Origin of the sequence: Pseudomonas panipatensis, assembly GCF_900099785.1 — a bacterium.
Classification (GTDB): Bacteria; Pseudomonadota; Gammaproteobacteria; order Pseudomonadales; family Pseudomonadaceae; genus Pseudomonas; species Pseudomonas panipatensis.
Window position 1 is genome coordinate 180,907 of record NZ_FNDS01000005.1, and the last position, 16,098, is coordinate 197,004.

A 16,098-nucleotide genomic window follows, 5' to 3' on the forward strand; every position below is an offset into this window, starting at 1 on the left:
CGATCGATGTCGATGGACTTCAAGGACTATTACGCGATTCTCGGCGTGGCGCCCGATGCCGACGAGAAAGCGATCAAGACCGCCTACCGCAAACTGGCGCGCAAATACCATCCGGATGTCAGCAAAGAGGCCGACGCCGAGGCCCACTTCAAGGAGGTCGCCGAGGCCTATGAAGTGCTGAAAAGCCCGGACAAGCGCGCCGAGTATGACAACCTGCGCCAATACGGCCATGGCGAGCGCTTCGAGGCGCCGCCGGGCTGGCAGCCCTCCGGCGGTTTCGAGCACGCCGAGCATGGTTTCCAGGGGCATGATTTCTCCGATTTCTTCGAGTCGATCTTCGGCGCCCAGGGCGGTCCCCAGGCGCACCGCCGGCACGAGCGGCGCGGCCAGGACATCGAGCTGGAAGTGCCGCTGTTTCTCGAAGAGACGCTGTCCAGCGAACCGCGGCCGATCAGCTTCAAGCTGCCCGGCTTCGACGAGCACGGGCGGCGCCAGGAGGTGCACAAATCGCTCAAGGTGCGCATTCCCGTCGGCGTCACCGATGGCGAGCGCATCCGCCTGAAAGGACAGGGCGCGGCGGGGATCGGCGGAGGCCCCAGCGGCGATCTGTACCTGATCATCCGCCTGGTGCCGCACCCGCTGTTCGACGTCGATGGCCGCAACCTGCTGGTCACCGTGCCGCTGGCCCCCTGGGAAGCGGCGTTGGGGGCTAAAATCGAGGTGCCGACCCTGGCCGGGCGTATCGCCCTCAGCGTCCCGGCGGGCAGCCAGACCGGGCAGCGCCTGCGGATTCGCGGCAAGGGGCTGGCGGGCAAGGGCGACGAGCCGGCCGGCGATCTCTATGCCGTGCTCAAGGTGGTGATGCCCAAGGGCGCCGCCGCCGAGGCGACACGCAAACTCTGGGAAGATCTGGCCACGCAGGCGGCCTTCGACCCCCGTGCCGAGTGGGGTAAATGACCATGGCCCACGTACTTCTGACCCTGGAACTGGACGAACTCTGCGAGTCCGCGCGTTTGCCGCGCGAGGTGCTGCTGGAAATCGTCGACGTCGGCATCGTCGAACCGCGCGAGCGGCGCGGCGACACCTGGCTGTTCGACGCCGCCGCGCTGACCCTGGTGCGCCGCGCCGCGCGCCTGCAGCGTGAGTTCGAGCTGGACTGGCCGGGCATCGCCCTGGCCATGCGCCTGCTCGACGAGGTGGAGCAGTTGCGCGCCGAGAACCGCCAGTTGCGCCAGCGCCTGGCGCGCTACCTGGAAGACTGAGGCGGGCGCGGCCGGTAGGCGCCGGCCGCGCCGCGCGTCTCAGGCGCCGAGCTGCTTGGCGACCCAGCCGGCGTAGGCGTCGATGATGCTTTGCAGGAAGGGCTTGATCGTCTCGTTCGGAGCCCCGCTTTCATCGAAGAAGCCGCCGGCGCCGCCCAGGTAGGCTTCCGGCTGTTGCATGCAGAGCACATCGAGGAACACCAGCGACTGGCGCAGGTGGTGGTTGGCGCCGAAGCCACCGATGGCGCCCGGCGAACCGCTGACCACCGCTCCCGGCTTGCCGTTCCAGGCGCTCTTGCCATAGGGCCGCGAGCCGACATCGATGGCGTTCTTCATCGGCGCCGGCACCGAGCGGTTGTATTCCGGGGTGACGAAGAGCACCGCGTCGGCGCGGCGGATGCGTTCGCGGAAGGTCGTGTACGAGGCCGGCGGCGTGGCGCCGTCGATGTCCTCGTTGTACAGCGGCAACTCGCCGATCTCGACGATCTCCAGCTTCAGGCTCGGCGGGGCCAGTGCGATCAGGGCCTGGGCGATCTTGCGGTTGAGGGATTGCTTGCGCAGGCTGCCGACCAGCACGGCGACATCGAAGACTTTGCTCATGGGATGTTTCCTGGTTGCGGATGAGTCGGGACTCTTGGGTATAGCGCAAAACCTGTGACAGAGCTGAGCCGTGCCGCTTGCGCAAAGCGTCTGGTCGGCCCATGTCCCAGTCGTTCGATCGATTCTTGGCTCTGTCGCCTGTGCCATGGCCTGCCTAGAGTGGGGCCCGTCCCGTTCAGCCCGTCGAGGTCGATCATGTGCGCGAGAATCTTTTTTGCCGGTGCCAGCGGCGCCGTTGGCCGGCGCCTGCTGCCGCTGTTGCTGGCGCGCGGTTACCAGGTGCTGGCGGTCAGCCGTAGCGCCGAACGCGCCGCCGCCTTGCGCGCGGCCGGGGCCGAGGCACAGGTGCTCGATGTGTTCGACGCCGAGGCGTTGCGGCAGGCGCTGCTGGCCTTCAGGCCGCAGTGGGTGATCCACCAGCTCACCGACCTGCCGCCAGGGCTCGACCCGGCGCGCATGGGCGCGGCCATCGAGCGCAACGCCCGCCTGCGGCGCGAGGGCACCGCCAATCTGGTCGCCGCCGCCCAGGCCGCCGGGGCCGAGCGCCTGGTGGCGCAAAGCATCGCCTGGGCCTACGCGCCGGGGCCGCTGCCGCACCGCGAGGAGCAGCCGCTTGACCTGCACGCCGAGGGCGCACGCGGCGTCAGCGTCGGTGCTGTCGCCGCACTGGAACGCGCGGTGCTGACGGCGCCGATGCAAGGTATGGTCCTGCGCTATGGGCGTCTGTACGGGCCGGGCACCGGGACGGAGCAGCCGGACCCGCGCCTGGGCCTGCATGTCGATGATGCCGCGCGTGCCGCCCTGCTTGCCCTGGAGTGGGGCGTGGCGGGCTGCTACAACCTGGTCGAGAACGACTGCGAAGTGAGTGCCGCCCTGGCCCGCTACAGACTCGGCTGGCAGCCCGGCTTCCGCCTGCAGGAAGGCTGAACAGCGCTGCCGCTGCGCGCCTTCGGTGGCGTGCCGGCCATTTGCCGATTACCGAACCCCACGCGCAGCGATCGCGTGTTCGCCCAAGGAGACTCCCATGACCCCGCTCAGTCCCTTCGCTCCCGCCGAATTGCAGGCCTGCCTGGCGCGCCTCGGCCTGCCGGGCGCGGCACCGGCCGCGACGGCCGCCAACCTCGACCGACTGATCGCCGCGGCGCTGCAGCGCTTGCCGTTCGAGAACCTCGACGTGTTGCTGCAGCGGCCGATCCACATCGAGCCGGAGGCGGTCTTCGCCAAGGTGGTGGAGCAGGGGCGGGGCGGTTACTGCTTTGAGCTGAACAGCCTGTTCGCGCGCTTGCTGGTCAGCCTCGGCTACCGCGTCAGCCTGCTGGTCGGGCGCGTGCGCTGGGGAATACCCGACGCGGTGGAACTGACCTTGCAGAGTCACCTGTTGCTGCGAGTCGACCTGGACGACGGCGCCTATCTGGTGGACATCGGCTTCGGCGGCCCGGCGTCGCCCCGCGCGCTGCCGCTGGTGAGCGACGGAGAACTCGCTGGCGGCTGGCGCATCAGCGCGACCCGGCGCGACGGCGAACTGGAACTGGCGCTGCGCTCCAGCAGCGGCTGGCAGCCGCTGTACCGCTTCACCCTGGAAGCGCAGCAGTGGCTCGATTACCTGCCACGCAACTGGTACACCTCGACCCACCCGGACAGCATCTTCCGCAAGGCGCTGAAAGTGGCGATCAGCGAGGCGGACGCGCGCCTGACCCTGCTCAACGGCCAGTTCAGCCGGCGTGGCGCCGATGGGCAGGTGGAACAGCGGCTGATCGACGACCCCGACGCGCTGATCGGCCTGCTTCGCGAGCGTTTCCATCTGAGCGTGCCGCCGGCCACCGGCGAAGCCCTGCGCACACGCCTGGAATCGCTGCTGTCGCGGTGAGCGCCTCAGGGTGACCGTGGAGTCGAGGAGAACTTTCCTACCGGCCTCCGGGCGCGGTCTGATTTGGGCTCTCTGACAAAATTGTTAGCTTGCGAGACTTTCCTAACAACCCGCGCTACCAGGTCGGCCCGCCATGGAGGGATTTTCCTCCATCCGTGCCCCTTGCCGAATGGACCCCCGCCGGGCGGGTCCGCGGGAAGGCGCGGGGCACCGCAGGCTTGCCGCGCATAAGAGGAGCAGGCCATGACCGATCCCACGCGTTCCCCGCGCTTCCGGCGGCGCAGGCGCAGTTTCCTACAACGCTGGTTGTGGGCTTACAGAAAGCTCCTTGGTCTGTACTGTCCGATGCCCACGGCGCTGTACCGCGCGACGCGTTATGCCCTCTGCGGCAGTTCGGGATATTTCTATTGCAACCGTGGCAGCCTGAAGATCCACCTGCGCAACTAGGTCGGCGTGGCGCGCCTAGCCGCCGATCGTGCCGATGCCGTGGGCCATCAGGCTGGCCAGCAATGGCAGGACCAGCATGGCCGCCAGTTCCGCGCGGATCACCATGACCAGCAGACGTCCCTGGCGTGCGCTGACCTGCGGCGCCGCGCCGGCCTTCAGCGTGTTGCGCCAGTTGAGGAAGGTCATGGTCGGGTAGAGCGACAGCAGCGCCACCAGCACGAAGAGCCCGACCAGAGCGTGGAAGGCGGCGTTGTGCAGGTAGTAGTCCAGCCCCTTGGCGAACCACAGCGCACGGGCGATGCCGCTGAGCAGCACGACCCCGGCACTGGCGCCATAGGCCAGGTCGACGAACACCAGGCTGCGTGCCCGCGCATGATCCAGCGGTAACTGGAACAGGCGGTGCTCCAGCACCAGCAGGGCGAACATCAGCAGCAGCGAGATGAAGTGCAGGTAGGCAACCAGGGCTGAAGCCATGTCGGGGGTTCCTCGTTCCGTCGGGTTTCGGGCTGTGCGTGCCGTGATCAGTTCACCGGCGCTTCGCGATAGTGCACGCGGTCGCGGCCTTGTTGCTTGGCCTCGTACAGGGCGGCGTCGGCACGCGCCAGGGTCTGTTCGAGGCTTTCCTCCGCGCCAGCCAGGCTGCAGCCCAGGCTCAGCGTCACCGTCAGCGTTGCCTGGGCGGCCCGCATCGGCTGTCCGCCGATGGCCGTGCGCATGCGTTCGGCGATCTGCTGCAATTCCCGGTCGTCCTGCACGCGCAGCAGGGCGACGAATTCTTCGCCACCCTGGCGCACCAGCAGGTCGTCCGGCCGCAGTACCCCGCGCAGGCGCCGGGCGCATTCGCAGAGCACGCTGTCGCCAGCGGCATGGCCGAGGGTGTCGTTGATGCGCTTGAAGTGATCCAGGTCGGCGAAGATCACCGCCAGGCGCACGCCCTGCTCACGGGCCAGGCGTGCCTCGCGTTCATGGAAACGGCGCAGCGCCGCGCGGTTCCACAACTGAGTCAGCGGATCGAGCAGGGCGCGGCGCTGTTCGCGGTCCACCGCCTGGCGCAGGTCCTGGTTGCGTTGGGTCAGCGCGTGCAGTTGCAGGTAACCCTCGGCCAGGGTGGCCAGTTGCCGGAAGCGCGCCAGCTCCGTGTCGCTCAGTTGGCGCGGGTGGGGGTCGAGCATGCACAGGGTGCCGATGGGCTGGCCGTTACTGGCATGCAGCGGTTGGCCGGCGTAGAAGCGGATGAACGGCGGGCCGAGCACCAGCGGGTTATCGGCGAAGCGCGGGTCCTGGCAGGCATCGGCCACCACCAGCGCTTGCGTGCCGAGGATGGCGTGGCCGCAGAAGGAAATGTCGCGCGGGGTTTCGGCGGCGTCCAGGCCGACGCGTGCCTTGAACCATTGGCGATCCCTGTCGATCAGGCTGATCAGCACGGTGTCCACCTGCTCCAGGTCCTGGGTCAGTTGCACCAGGGTGTCGAGGTAATGTTCGGCCGGAGTATCGAGCACGGCCATCTCTTCCAGCGCCTGTTGGCGCCGGTCTTCGTCGGCGGGCATGGGACAAGCGAGCATGCGGCTTCCTCGAACGTCAGGTGGATGGCAGGCCGAGCCAGGCATCGCGGCGCGTCAGGCGCCAAGCGTAGCCGGCGAGGAGCAGGCCGCGTAATAGCATGAAGCAGAGAAAGGCCAGCCACAGGCCGTGGTTGCCCAATGGGCGCAACGCCAGGCCCAGGGGCAGGCTGACGGCGCAGGCGAGGAGCATGGCGTTGCGCATCTCGCGGGCCCGCGTGGCGCCGATGAACAGGCCATCGAGCAGGTAGCTCCACATGCCGATCAGCGGCAGCAGCGCCAGGTACGCCAGGTACTGGTCGGCCACCGCGCGGACTTCGGCGATATCGCTTTGCAGGGCGATGAAGACTGGCCCGGCGCCGGCGAAGAAGGCCACGAAGGCCAGGCTGGCCAGCAGCGACCAGCCACTGGCGACCAGCAACGAGCGGCGCAGGGCGACGCGGTCGCGACCGCCGATGGCGTGTCCGCAGAGGGCCTCGACCGCATGGGCCAGGCCGTCGAGGGCGTAGGAGGTGATCATCAGTCCGTTCAGCAGCAGGGCGTTGGCCGCCACCGTGGCGTCGCCCAGGCGCGCGCCCTGCACCGTGACCAGGAAAAACACGCCTTGCAGCGCCAGGCTGCGGATGAAGATGTCGCGGTTGACCATCAGCAGCGGCGCCCAACTGGCCCAGCGGCGCAGCCGCGACCAGTCCGGCAGGCCCGGGTAGCGCAGCAGGGCGCCACGGGTCAGCCACAGGCCGAGCAGCGCGCCGCTCCATTCGGCGATCACCGAGGCGCGCGCGGCGCCGGCCACGCCCCAGCCCAGGCCAAGGACGAAGAGCAGTTCCAGGGCGATGTTCACCAGGTTGGTGGTGAGCAGGATGGCCAGTGGCGCGCGGGCGTTCTGCGTGCCGAGCAGCCAGCCGATCAGCGCATAGCTGGCCAGCGCCGCGGGCAAGCCGAACAGGCGGATGTGGAAGAACTGCCGGGCCAGGGTGTCGAGTTCCGCCGAGGCCTGCATCAGCGCCATGGCCGCTGGCGTCAGCGGCACCGCCAGCAGCCCCAGCAGCAGCGCCAGGCCCAGCGCCAGCAGCAGGCCCTGGGCGAGGATGCGGCGCAAGGCGCCACCGTCTTCACGCCCGGCGGCCTGGGCGGCGAAGCCGGTGGTGCCCATGCGCAGGAAGCCGAGCACACCGACCAGCAAGGTGTACAGGCTGCCGCCCACGGCCACCGCGCCGAGCTGGTGGGCGTGCGGCAGATGGCCGATGACGGCGCTGTCGACCAGGGTCACCAGCGGCACGGAAACATTGGACAGGATCATCGGGGCGGCCAGCGCCCAGACCCGGCGATGGGTCGGACGATCGCGCCAGGCGTCGCTCAGTGGGTTCATGCGGGGCTCCTGGACGAGCGCAGCAGTATAGCGAGCGATGCGGCGTTGGCGGCACAGGCGCCAGGTTGCCGGAACAGCGCCCGGCGTGGCGCGCCGTTCAGCCGCTCTTCTTGCGGTAGGCGCAGTAGCCCGGCCGCGGACCGATCTGCGGGTGGTTGCGGCAGGTGTCCGGGCGCAGCTTGTAGACGGTGCACAGGCGGGTCTGGCGATCCAGGTACAGGCAATCGCCATTGCTGGTGCGGGTCAGGGTGAAGATGCCGCTCTTCTGGTTGAAACGCTCGACGATGCCTTCCTTGCTCAGGCGCTTGGCGACGTTCTTCGCCGGCTCGTCACGCTCGAACTCATCCACCACGCCGAGGCGGATCAGGTCGTCGATACGCACTTCCACCGGCATGGTGCAGCAGGTGGCATGGCAGTCCTTGCACAGGCCAGCGGTGTACTTGGCCCAGGTTTCCAGGCGGTCGAGTTCGGCATCGGCGATCAGCGGCGGTTTCTTCATGGTGTGTCGGCAAGGCGGCGGGAAAGGCGCGCAATCATAGTGGCGAAGCCGGCGGATTGCGCGCGCTTTCGACGAAACGGCTCAGCGGTGCTCGATCACCAGTTTGCCGAACGGCCGCCCCTCGGCCATGCGCGCATAGGCTTGCGGCGCCTGGTCGAAGGCGAAGCGGCTGTCGATCAGCGGATGCAGGCGGTGCTGGGCGATGGCCCGGTTCATGGCCAGGAAACTCTCCCGGTGGCCGACCGACAGCGCCTGCAGACGCGCGTGCTTGGCCAGCATCGGCACCACGAAGTCGGCGCCGCCGGGGAAGCCGCCGAGGAAACCGATCAGGCCGATGCCGCCTTGCGGGCGAATCGCCTGCAGCGACTGGTGCAGGCTGCGCGAGCCGCCGACTTCGAGGACCAGGTCGACGCCGCCGCCGCTGGCCCGCTGCACCTGCGCGCCCCAGTCGGCGCGGCCGTCGAAGACCTGGCTGGCGCCCAGTTCGCGCAGGCGCTCGGCTTTTTCCGGCGAGCCGGTGGTCATCCACACCTCGGCGCCGCGCAGGCGGGCGAATTGCAGGGCGAACAGCGAGACGCCACCGCTGCCCTGCAGCAGGACGATATCGCCGGGGCGCGGGGCGAAGGTCTCCAGCACGTTCCAGGCGGTCAGCGCGGCGATCGGCAGGGTCGCCGCCTCGGCATCGGAGAGGTGCGCCGGGGTGGCGACCAGGGCTGTCTGGTCGAGCACCGCGTATTCGCGCAGGAGGCCGTCGCAAGGTCCGCCCAGGCGACTGTCGACGTACTCGGCGTGGAAGCGCCCGGCCTGCCAGGCCGGGGTGTAGTGGCTGGTCACGCGGTCGCCGACGCGCCAGGCGCTGACGCCCGCGCCGACGGCGACCACTTCGCCGGCGCCATCGGACAGCGGAATCAGCGGGCGCGGCAGGTTCGGCAGGTAGTCGCGGCGGGCGATCGCCAGGTCGCGGTAGTTCAGGCTGGTCGCGCCGAGGCGCAACAGCACCTGGCCAGGGCCGGGCTGGGGCCGTTCGGCATCGAAGGGACGCAGGCTGGCGAGGTCGTCGCCGGTGAGGTGGAAGGCACGCATGGCAGGCTCCGGTGGGGTGGATGGTGCGAGCCAGTATGGTTTTGCCTTGAAACGGGATAAATTGGCTTTCCTTCAATTGATTGATGCGTTTAGAACAGCAATGCGCAGCCATGATCGCTACAGCGAAGTGCTCGCCTTCGTTGCCGTCGCCCAGCGCGGCAGTTTCATCCAGGCGGCCGATGACCTCGGCATGACCCCCTCGGCGCTGTCGCGCAAGGTCCAGGCCCTGGAACAACGCCTCGGCAGTCGCCTGCTGCAGCGCACCACGCGGCGGGTCAATCTGACCGAAGCCGGTGCGCTCTACCTGGAGCGTGGCCGCCGCTGGCTGGATGAACTGGCCGATGCCGACCAGGCCCTGGCCGACCTCGCCGGCAATGTGCGGGGGCGCTTGCGGGTGAGCCTGCCGATGCATTTCGGTCGCCTGCACGTGGTCCCGGCGCTGCCGGAACTCCTCGCCCGCCACCCGCAACTAGACCTCGACCTGGATTTCAGCGACCGCCAGCACGACCTGATCGCCGAAGGCTTCGACTGCGCCTTGCGCATCGCCCGGCTGAGCGATTCGAGCATGGTCGCGCGCTTGCTCGCAGAGAATCGTCGGGTGCTGGTGGCCAGCCCGGATTACCTGGAACGCGCCGGAGTCCCGCAGCACCCGCGCGAACTGGCCGCTCACAGTTGCCTGCAATTCTCGCTGTTCCGCGAAGGCGACGCCTGGCACCTGACGCGCGACGGCGAAACGTGCGAGGTGGTGGTGCGCGGGCGCATCCGCGCCAGCTACGGCGGTGCCCTGGTGGAGGCCGCGCGTGCCGGGCTGGGCATCACCCTGACCGCCACCTTCATCGCCGGGCCGGCGCTGCGCAGCGGCGAGCTGGTGCAGGTGCTGCCGGAATGGCGGCCGTCGCCCATGCATATCTGGATGCTCTATCCCAGCGGCCGCTTCCTCGCGCCCAAGGTGCGCGCCTTCAGCGATTTCTTCGCCGAACGCTTCGCCGGGGTGCCCTACTGGGAGCCGGAATTCTCCGGCTGAGCGGCGGACGCGCCACGCCCGGCCCAGAACGCCTTGAACGCCGGGTAGCAGGCGCGGAACCAGGGCGTGTAGGCCGGCGCCGAGGCGCCCAGTTCGGCGTCGATGCCGGCGAAGGACAGGTAGCGGAAGGCGTCGGCTTCCTCGGGAGCGAGGCGCGGCGCCTGATCGTCGACGGCGAAGAACAGGTGGCAGTACTCGTTCTCCACCATGCCGCCGGGCAGCTCGGTGCGGTAGCGGGTTTCCAGGGCCGGCTGCAGGCGCAGGTCGAGGCCCATCTCCTCGCGCAGGCGCCGTTGCGCGGCATCCAGCGGTGTTTCGCCAGGGAAGGGATGGCCGCAGCAACTGTTGCTCCACAGCCCGCCGCAGTGGTACTTGCCGGCGGCGCGGCGTTGCAGCAGCAGTTCGCCGGCGGAGTTCAGCACGTAGACCGAGATCGCCCGGTGCAACAGCCCGCGGCGGTGCGCTTCGAGCTTTTCCTGGAGGCCCAGCGGGTTGTCCTGCTCGTCCACCAGGACGACGTCGATATGGCTCATGTCGGGATGCCCTTTCGATGCCTGGGGCCCCGCTCCGCGAGGCCGGGGCGTGTCAACCGCGGCGGATCATCCAGATGCCGATACCGATGGCGAGCATGCCACCGAGCTTCAGGGCGCTGACCGGGTTTTCCTTGAACCCGGCCCAGCCGAAGTGGTCGAGGGTCATGGCCATGCCCAGTTGGCCGGCCAGCACCAGTACCATGAACAGTAGCGCGCCGACCCGCGGCGCGGCGAAGGCGGCGATGAAGATGAAGAACATGCCGAGGAAGCCGCCGCACCATTGCCACCACTGCAACCCGCGCAGCGCTTGCAGGGTCGGCATTTCGCGGTTGGCCAGGGTCAGGGCGAGCAGGCCGAGCATGCCGACGCAGAAGGAAATCAGCGCGGCGGCCAGCACGCTGGAAACCTGCTTGGCCAACTGGCCATTGATGCCGGCTTGCAGCGGCAGGCAGGCGCCGGCGATCAGCGGCAGGACGAACAGCCACCAGGGGGGCGTAGGCATGGGGAACTCCTGGACGAACGAGGCAGATGAAGCAGCCGCCTAGTATGCACCAGATGCGCCTGGACGGCCCGCCGAGAACCCGTGCCAGTGGCAGCGCCTGGCCTTGACACGCGCCTGCCCGGTTCCAGACTCAATACATGACCTGCAGCTTTCGGCAGGCCGCATCGACTGGCGAACGTCGCCGGGAGGGCAGCATGCACATCACAAGAAGAAAGCACCTGCACCATTACCGCCATTACCTGCTGGCCATCCTCATCGGCCTGTTGCTCCTGGGGCTGCATGAAAGCATCACCCAGGATCGCCAGCCGTCCTGCGACGCCGACGGCAGCCTCGCCACCTGCGCCTATCCGGTCAGCATGGACCTGCAGGTACTTTCCTATTTCCACTGAATCCGCGGCGGCCCTCGGATTCAAGGCTGCGTTGAACTGACGCGGGTCAGGGCGCTGTACGACCTGTTTCCGGCAGATTGTGCGCCCGTCTGGACCGAGCCTGGCGTGCGCCCCCTGTTTGACTATCTTTACAGGGGAGATGTCTGGTCAGGTCCCGGATGTCCCTTGCCTGATTCAGGAGACGCACGATGGATATGAACCGTCGGCAATTCTTCAAGGTCTGCGCTGTCGGCCTTGGAGGATCGAGCCTTGCAGCACTCGGCATGGCGCCCCCCGAGGCGTTCGCCGAGCAGATTCGCCACTTCAAGCTCGCTCGCACCGTCGAGACTCGCAATACCTGCCCCTACTGCTCCGTCGGCTGCGGCATCATCATGTACAGCCAGGGCGATGGCGCGAAGAACGTCGCGCAGAACATCATCCACATCGAGGGCGACGCCGATCATCCGGTGAACCGCGGCACCCTCTGCCCGAAAGGCGCCGGTCTGCTGGACTTCGTGCACAGCCCGAACCGCCTGGCCTACCCGCAGATCCGCGAGCCCGGCTCCAGCGAGTGGAAGCGCATCGAATGGGACGACGCCCTCGATCGCATCGCCAAGCTGATGAAGGAAGACCGCGACGCCAACTTCATCGAGAAGAACGCCCAGGGCCAGACGGTGAACCGCTGGCTGACCACCGGCTTCCTCGCCGCCTCGGCGTCGTCCAACGAAGCCGGCTACATGACCCACAAGGTGGTGCGCTCCCTCGGCATCCTAGGATTCGATAACCAAGCGCGTGTCTGACACGGCCCGACGGTGGCAAGTCTTGCCCCGACGTTTGGCCGTGGCGCCATGACCAACCATTGGACCGACATCAAGAATGCCGATCTGATCCTGATCATGGGCGGCAACGCCGCTGAAGCCCACCCGTGCGGCTTCAAATGGGTCACCGAAGCCAAGGCGCACAACAAGGCGCGTCTGCTCGTGGTCGATCCGCGCTATACGCGCTCCGCCTCGGTGGCGGACTACTACGCGCCGATCCGCACCGGCACCGACATCGCCTTCCTCGGCGGGCTGATCAACTACCTGCTGGAGAACGACAAGATCCAGCACGAGTACGTGCGCAACTACACCGACGTGTCCTTCATCGTGAAGGAAGGCTTCGGTTTCGAGGATGGCCTGTTCAACGGCTATGACGCCGAGAAGCGCGGCTACCCGGACAAGTCCTCCTGGGGCTACGAACTGGGCGAGGACGGTTTCGCCAAGGTCGATCCGACGCTGAGCCACCCGCGTTGCGTGTTCAACCTGATGAAGCAGCACTACAGCCGCTACACGCCGGACGTGGTCAGCAACATCTGCGGCACGCCCAAGGACATGATGCTCAAGGTCTGGGCCGAGATCGCCGAAACCTCGGCGCCGGGCAAGGTCATGACCATCATGTACGCGCTCGGCTGGACGCAGCATTCGGTGGGCGCGCAGATGATCCGCACCGGCGCCATGGTGCAGTTGCTGCTGGGCAACATCGGCATGCCCGGTGGTGGCATGAACGCCCTGCGCGGCCACTCCAACATCCAGGGTCTGACCGACCTCGGCCTGCTCTCCAACTCGCTGCCGGGCTACCTGACCCTGGCCGCCGACGCCGAGCAGGACTACACCGCCTACATCGCCAAGCGCGCCAGCAAGCCGCTGCGTCCGGGACAACTGTCCTACTGGCAGAATTACGGCAAGTTCCATGTCAGCCTGATGAAGTCCTGGTTCGGCAAAGCGGCGACCGCGGACAACCACTGGTGCTTCGACTGGCTGCCCAAGCTCGACGTGCCCGGCGCCGGCTACGACGTGCTGCGCTACTTCGACATGATGTACCAGGGCAAGGTCAACGGTTACTTCTGCCAGGGCTTCAACCCCATCGCCTCCTTCCCCAACAAAGCCAAGGTCGGCGCCGCACTGGCCAAGCTCAAGTGGATGGTGGTGATGGACCCGCTGGCCACCGAGACCTCGGAGTTCTGGCGCAATGCCGGCGACTTCAACAACGTCGACAGCAAGAGCATCCAGACCACCGTGTTCCGCCTGCCGACCACCTGCTTCGCCGAGGAAGACGGCTCCATCGTCAACAGCGGGCGCTGGCTGCAATGGCACTGGAAGGGCGCCGAGCCGCCGGGCCAGGCGCGCACCGACATCGCCATCATGAGCGCTCTGCTGCATCGCCTGCGCGAGATGTATCGCAAGGACGGCGGCAAGTTCCCCGATCCCATCCTCGGTCTCGACTGGCCCTACCTGCGGCCCGACGACCCGACCCCGGAGGAGATCGCCAAGGAGTACAACGGCAAGGCCCTGGCCGACCTGGTCGACCCGAGCAATGGCATGGTCCTGGCCAAGGCCGGCGAGCAACTGCCGGGCTTCGCCCTGCTGCGCGACGATGGCAGCACCGCCAGCGGCTGCTGGATCTTCGCCGGCGCCTGGACCCAGCAGGGCAACCAGATGGCCCGGCGTGACAACAGCGACCCCTACGCCATGGGCCAGACCCTCGGCTGGGCCTGGGCCTGGCCGGCGAACCGCCGCATCCTCTACAACCGTGCCTCGGCGGATGTCAGCGGCAAACCCTGGGACCCGGAGAAAAAACGCCTGGTGTGGTGGAACGGCAAGGCCTGGGGCGGCACCGACGTGCCGGACTACAAGGCCGACGTGGCGCCGGAAGCCGGGATGAACCCGTTCATCATGAACCCCGAAGGGGTGGCGCGTTTCTTCGCCGTCGACAAGATGGCCGAGGGGCCGTTCCCCGAGCACTACGAGCCGTTCGAGACGCCAATCGGCATCAACCCGCTGCACCGCGACAACCCGAAAGCGATCAGCAACCCGGCGGCGCGGGTGTTCAAGAACGACATGGAACTGTTCGGCAAGGCCGACGAGTTCCCCTACGCCGCCACCACCTACCGGCTGACCGAACACTTCCACTACTGGACCAAGCATTGCCGCCTGAATGCCATCGTCCAGCCGGAGCAGTTCGTCGAGATCGGCGAGGTGCTGGCCAAGCAACTCGGGATCAAGGCCGGCGACCGCGTGAAGGTCTCCTCCAACCGCGGCTACATCAAGGCGGTGGCGGTGGTGACCAAGCGCATCCGCCCGCTGCAGGTCGACGGCAAGACCGTGCACCACGTCGGCATCCCCATCCACTGGGGCTTCGCCGGGGTGGCGCGCAACGGCTACCTGACCAACACCCTGACGCCCTTCGTCGGCGACGGCAACACACAGACGCCGGAGTTCAAGTCGTTCCTGGTCAACGTCGAAAAGATCGGAGGTGAGGCATGAGCAGCCAGGACATCCATGCCCGTTCCGCGACCACCACGCCCATGCCCTCGGTGCGCCAGGAGGAGGAAGTGGCCAAGCTCATCGACGTGTCCAAGTGCATCGGTTGCAAGGCCTGCCAGGTCGCCTGCTCGGAATGGAACGAGCTGCGCGACGAGGTCGGCCACAACCACGGCGTCTACGACAACCCCATCGACCTCACGGCCGACTCCTGGACGGTGATGCGCTTCACCGAGCACGAGAACGCCGCCGGCAACCTCGAATGGCTGATCCGCAAGGACGGCTGCATGCACTGCGACGAACCGGGCTGCCTGAAGGCCTGCCCGAGTCCGGGGGCGATCGTGAAGTACGCCAACGGCATCGTCGACTTCAACCAGGACCACTGCATCGGCTGCGGCTACTGCATCACCGGCTGCCCGTTCAACATCCCGCGCATCTCGCAGAAGGACCACAAGGCCTACAAGTGCACCCTGTGTTCCGACCGTGTCGGCGCGGGCATGGAGCCGGCCTGCGTGAAGACCTGCCCGACCGGGGCCATCGTCTTCGGCACCAAGGAGGCGATGAAGGAGCACGCCGCCGAACGCATCGTCGACCTCAAGTCGCGTGGCTTCGAGCAGGCCGGGCTGTACGACCCGCCAGGTGTCGGCGGCACCCACGTGATGTACGTGCTGCACCACGCCGACCAGCCGTCGCTGTACGCCGGCCTGCCGGACAAACCGGCGATCAGCCCGTTGGTCAGCCTGTGGAAAGGCATCAGCAAACCCCTCGGCCTGCTGGCCATGGGCGCGGTGGTGCTGGCCGGGTTCTTCCACTACACCCGCACCGGCCCCAACCGCGTCGAAGAGGACGAAGAACCACGCCCCGGGCCGGAGTCGCCGGTGCACAAGGTCGATCCATCGGTGCATTCCTATGATCCGCACAAGCCGCGCTGAACGGCGTCAGGCCGTGCACGGACCCGCCCCCTCTGCCTGTCGGCAGAGGGTTGGGGAGAGGGTGTTTCGCCGCTTCCCGAGGAGCCCAGCATGAAAAGAGATATCCAACGCTACACCGCCAACGAACGCAGCAATCACTGGATGGTGGCGATCCTGTTCTTCCTGGCCGGGCTGTCCGGGCTGGCGCTGTTCCACCCGGCGCTGTTCTGGCTCAGCGAACTGTTCGGCGGCGGACCCTGGACGCGCATCCTCCATCCCTTCCTGGGGCTGGCCATGTTCCTCTTCTTCCTCGGCCTGGTGCTGCGCTTCGCCCACCACAACCTGATCGAGAAAAGCGACATCCAGTGGCTCAAGCAATGGCGCGACGTGGTCGGCAACTGCGAGGACAACCTGCCCGAAGTCGGTCGCTACAACGCTGGGCAGAAGCTGCTGTTCTGGGTCCTGCTGCTGTGCATGCTGGTGCTGCTGCTCAGCGGCATCGTCATCTGGCGCCAGTACTTCAGCGCCTGGTTCCCCATCGGCCTCATCCGCCTCTCGGCGCTGCTGCACGCCCTGGCTGCCTTCGTGCTGATCAGCAGCATCCTGGTGCACATCTATGCCGGCCTCTGGGTCAAAGGCTCGATGGGCGCCATGCTCTACGGCTGGGTCAGTCGCGGCTGGGCGCGCAAGCACCACGGCGCCTGGCTGAAACGCGTGGACAAAGGGGAGGGCCACTGACGGCAGGCCCGCGCGAATCGCGGGCATCGCCCTTCCG

At 67.7% G+C, this 16,098-nt stretch carries 18 protein-coding genes; 10 read left to right on the forward strand and 8 right to left on the reverse strand.

Going from position 1 to position 16,098, the window contains the following annotated elements:
- The first annotated feature begins 12 nt into the window (after nucleotides 1–12).
- Together cbpA and BLQ74_RS13375 are read left to right on the forward strand one after the other, a co-directional pair.
- On the forward strand, nucleotides 13–957 hold the full coding sequence (gene cbpA / locus BLQ74_RS13370) for a curved DNA-binding protein (protein ID WP_090263341.1): 945 nt from the start codon (nucleotides 13–15) through the stop codon (nucleotides 955–957).
- A gap of 2 nt (nucleotides 958–959) precedes the next feature.
- Nucleotides 960–1,262 carry a chaperone modulator CbpM gene (locus BLQ74_RS13375; protein ID WP_090263343.1) on the forward strand — a complete coding sequence of 101 codons (303 nt, stop codon included), beginning with the start codon at nucleotides 960–962 and terminating at the stop codon, nucleotides 1,260–1,262.
- 39 nt (nucleotides 1,263–1,301) lie between these two features.
- Here BLQ74_RS13375 and BLQ74_RS13380 read toward each other — a convergent pair whose 3' ends face one another.
- Nucleotides 1,302–1,862: an NADPH-dependent FMN reductase gene (locus tag BLQ74_RS13380; RefSeq protein WP_090263077.1), complete on the reverse strand. Its 561-nt coding sequence runs from the start codon at nucleotides 1,860–1,862 to the stop codon at nucleotides 1,302–1,304.
- A 195-nt stretch (nucleotides 1,863–2,057) separates the two neighbouring features.
- Here BLQ74_RS13380 and BLQ74_RS13385 point away from each other — a divergent pair, with 195 nt between their 5' ends.
- The 3 genes from BLQ74_RS13385 (at nucleotide 2,058) to BLQ74_RS13395 (ending at nucleotide 4,176) form a co-directional block, all read left to right on the forward strand.
- Entirely contained in the window at nucleotides 2,058–2,789 is a 732-nt protein-coding gene (locus BLQ74_RS13385) for an NAD-dependent epimerase/dehydratase family protein (protein WP_090263078.1), read from the forward strand.
- 97 nt (nucleotides 2,790–2,886) lie between these two features.
- A complete protein-coding gene (locus BLQ74_RS13390; protein ID WP_090263079.1) occupies nucleotides 2,887–3,729 on the forward strand; it encodes an arylamine N-acetyltransferase family protein in 843 nt (280 codons plus the stop codon).
- 243 nt (nucleotides 3,730–3,972) lie between these two features.
- On the forward strand, nucleotides 3,973–4,176 hold the full coding sequence (locus BLQ74_RS13395; protein WP_090263080.1) for a hypothetical protein: 204 nt from the start codon (nucleotides 3,973–3,975) through the stop codon (nucleotides 4,174–4,176).
- Between the two features lie 15 nt (nucleotides 4,177–4,191).
- Here the strand turns inward: BLQ74_RS13395 and BLQ74_RS13400 are convergent, their stop codons facing one another.
- The 5 genes from BLQ74_RS13400 to BLQ74_RS13420 form a co-directional block, all read right to left on the reverse strand.
- Complete coding sequence (locus tag BLQ74_RS13400) at nucleotides 4,192–4,650, reverse strand: DUF2214 family protein (RefSeq protein WP_090263081.1); 459 nt, start codon at nucleotides 4,648–4,650, stop codon at nucleotides 4,192–4,194.
- Nucleotides 4,651–4,697: 47 nt separating this feature from the next.
- Nucleotides 4,698–5,738, reverse strand: coding sequence for a GGDEF domain-containing protein (locus BLQ74_RS13405; RefSeq protein WP_090263082.1), 1,041 nt, complete (start codon nucleotides 5,736–5,738; stop codon nucleotides 4,698–4,700).
- 16 nt (nucleotides 5,739–5,754) lie between these two features.
- Nucleotides 5,755–7,104, reverse strand: a complete 1,350-nt coding sequence (locus BLQ74_RS13410) for an MATE family efflux transporter (protein ID WP_090263083.1) — start codon at nucleotides 7,102–7,104, stop codon at nucleotides 5,755–5,757.
- 97 nt (nucleotides 7,105–7,201) lie between these two features.
- Complete coding sequence (locus BLQ74_RS13415) at nucleotides 7,202–7,603, reverse strand: YkgJ family cysteine cluster protein (protein ID WP_090263084.1); 402 nt, start codon at nucleotides 7,601–7,603, stop codon at nucleotides 7,202–7,204.
- Between the two features lie 81 nt (nucleotides 7,604–7,684).
- Nucleotides 7,685–8,686 carry a zinc-dependent alcohol dehydrogenase family protein gene (locus BLQ74_RS13420; protein WP_090263085.1) on the reverse strand — a complete coding sequence of 334 codons (1,002 nt, stop codon included), beginning with the start codon at nucleotides 8,684–8,686 and terminating at the stop codon, nucleotides 7,685–7,687.
- A gap of 100 nt (nucleotides 8,687–8,786) precedes the next feature.
- Here BLQ74_RS13420 and BLQ74_RS13425 point away from each other — a divergent pair, with 100 nt between their 5' ends.
- On the forward strand, nucleotides 8,787–9,710 hold the full coding sequence (locus tag BLQ74_RS13425; RefSeq protein WP_170842802.1) for a LysR family transcriptional regulator: 924 nt from the start codon (nucleotides 8,787–8,789) through the stop codon (nucleotides 9,708–9,710).
- On the opposite strand, the gene idi is transcribed toward BLQ74_RS13425, so the two are convergent.
- Together idi and BLQ74_RS13435 are read right to left on the reverse strand one after the other, a co-directional pair.
- Nucleotides 9,683–10,243 (reverse strand): isopentenyl-diphosphate Delta-isomerase, encoded by a 561-nt coding sequence (idi, locus tag BLQ74_RS13430; RefSeq protein WP_090263087.1) that lies wholly within the window; start codon nucleotides 10,241–10,243, stop codon nucleotides 9,683–9,685. The two genes, BLQ74_RS13425 and idi, sit on opposite strands and share 28 nt — an antisense overlap.
- A 52-nt stretch (nucleotides 10,244–10,295) precedes the next feature.
- Entirely contained in the window at nucleotides 10,296–10,745 is a 450-nt protein-coding gene (locus tag BLQ74_RS13435; RefSeq protein ID WP_090263088.1) for a DMT family transporter, read from the reverse strand.
- 194 nt (nucleotides 10,746–10,939) lie between these two features.
- On the opposite strand from BLQ74_RS13435, the gene BLQ74_RS13440 reads away from it, so the two are divergent.
- The 4 genes from BLQ74_RS13440 (at nucleotide 10,940) to BLQ74_RS13460 (ending at nucleotide 16,061) form a co-directional block, all read left to right on the forward strand.
- The gene (locus BLQ74_RS13440; protein WP_090263089.1) at nucleotides 10,940–11,134 is read left to right on the forward strand and encodes a hypothetical protein; all 195 of its coding nucleotides are present in this window, start codon (nucleotides 10,940–10,942) and stop codon (nucleotides 11,132–11,134) included.
- A gap of 188 nt (nucleotides 11,135–11,322) precedes the next feature.
- Nucleotides 11,323–14,415 carry a formate dehydrogenase-N subunit alpha gene (fdnG, locus tag BLQ74_RS13450; RefSeq protein ID WP_139199060.1) on the forward strand — a complete coding sequence of 1,031 codons (3,093 nt, stop codon included), beginning with the start codon at nucleotides 11,323–11,325 and terminating at the stop codon, nucleotides 14,413–14,415.
- On the forward strand, nucleotides 14,412–15,344 hold the full coding sequence (gene fdxH, locus BLQ74_RS13455) for a formate dehydrogenase subunit beta (protein WP_090263092.1): 933 nt from the start codon (nucleotides 14,412–14,414) through the stop codon (nucleotides 15,342–15,344). The genes fdnG and fdxH overlap by 4 nt, the downstream gene beginning before the upstream one ends.
- Nucleotides 15,345–15,434: 90 nt before the next feature.
- Nucleotides 15,435–16,061: a formate dehydrogenase subunit gamma gene (locus BLQ74_RS13460; protein ID WP_090263093.1), complete on the forward strand. Its 627-nt coding sequence runs from the start codon at nucleotides 15,435–15,437 to the stop codon at nucleotides 16,059–16,061.
- Nucleotides 16,062–16,098: the final 37 nt, after the last annotated feature.

Coding starts and splice junctions, on each gene's coding strand:
- BLQ74_RS13460 (WP_090263093.1), top strand. CDS start 15,435: ATGAAAAGAGATATCCAACGCTACACCGCCAACGAACGCAGCAATCAC.
- BLQ74_RS13375 (WP_090263343.1), top strand. CDS start 960: ATGGCCCACGTACTTCTGACCCTGGAACTGGACGAACTCTGCGAGTCC.
- BLQ74_RS13420 (WP_090263085.1), bottom strand. CDS start 8,686: ATGCGTGCCTTCCACCTCACCGGCGACGACCTCGCCAGCCTGCGTCCC.
- BLQ74_RS13410 (WP_090263083.1), bottom strand. CDS start 7,104: ATGAACCCACTGAGCGACGCCTGGCGCGATCGTCCGACCCATCGCCGG.
- BLQ74_RS13440 (WP_090263089.1), top strand. CDS start 10,940: ATGCACATCACAAGAAGAAAGCACCTGCACCATTACCGCCATTACCTG.
- BLQ74_RS13400 (WP_090263081.1), bottom strand. CDS start 4,650: ATGGCTTCAGCCCTGGTTGCCTACCTGCACTTCATCTCGCTGCTGCTG.
- fdxH (WP_090263092.1), top strand. CDS start 14,412: ATGAGCAGCCAGGACATCCATGCCCGTTCCGCGACCACCACGCCCATG.
- BLQ74_RS13435 (WP_090263088.1), bottom strand. CDS start 10,745: ATGCCTACGCCCCCCTGGTGGCTGTTCGTCCTGCCGCTGATCGCCGGC.
- BLQ74_RS13405 (WP_090263082.1), bottom strand. CDS start 5,738: ATGCTCGCTTGTCCCATGCCCGCCGACGAAGACCGGCGCCAACAGGCG.
- idi (WP_090263087.1), bottom strand. CDS start 10,243: ATGAGCCATATCGACGTCGTCCTGGTGGACGAGCAGGACAACCCGCTG.
- BLQ74_RS13390 (WP_090263079.1), top strand. CDS start 2,887: ATGACCCCGCTCAGTCCCTTCGCTCCCGCCGAATTGCAGGCCTGCCTG.
- BLQ74_RS13380 (WP_090263077.1), bottom strand. CDS start 1,862: ATGAGCAAAGTCTTCGATGTCGCCGTGCTGGTCGGCAGCCTGCGCAAG.
- BLQ74_RS13395 (WP_090263080.1), top strand. CDS start 3,973: ATGACCGATCCCACGCGTTCCCCGCGCTTCCGGCGGCGCAGGCGCAGT.
- BLQ74_RS13385 (WP_090263078.1), top strand. CDS start 2,058: ATGTGCGCGAGAATCTTTTTTGCCGGTGCCAGCGGCGCCGTTGGCCGG.
- BLQ74_RS13425 (WP_170842802.1), top strand. CDS start 8,787: ATGCGCAGCCATGATCGCTACAGCGAAGTGCTCGCCTTCGTTGCCGTC.
- BLQ74_RS13415 (WP_090263084.1), bottom strand. CDS start 7,603: ATGAAGAAACCGCCGCTGATCGCCGATGCCGAACTCGACCGCCTGGAA.
- cbpA (WP_090263341.1), top strand. CDS start 13: ATGGACTTCAAGGACTATTACGCGATTCTCGGCGTGGCGCCCGATGCC.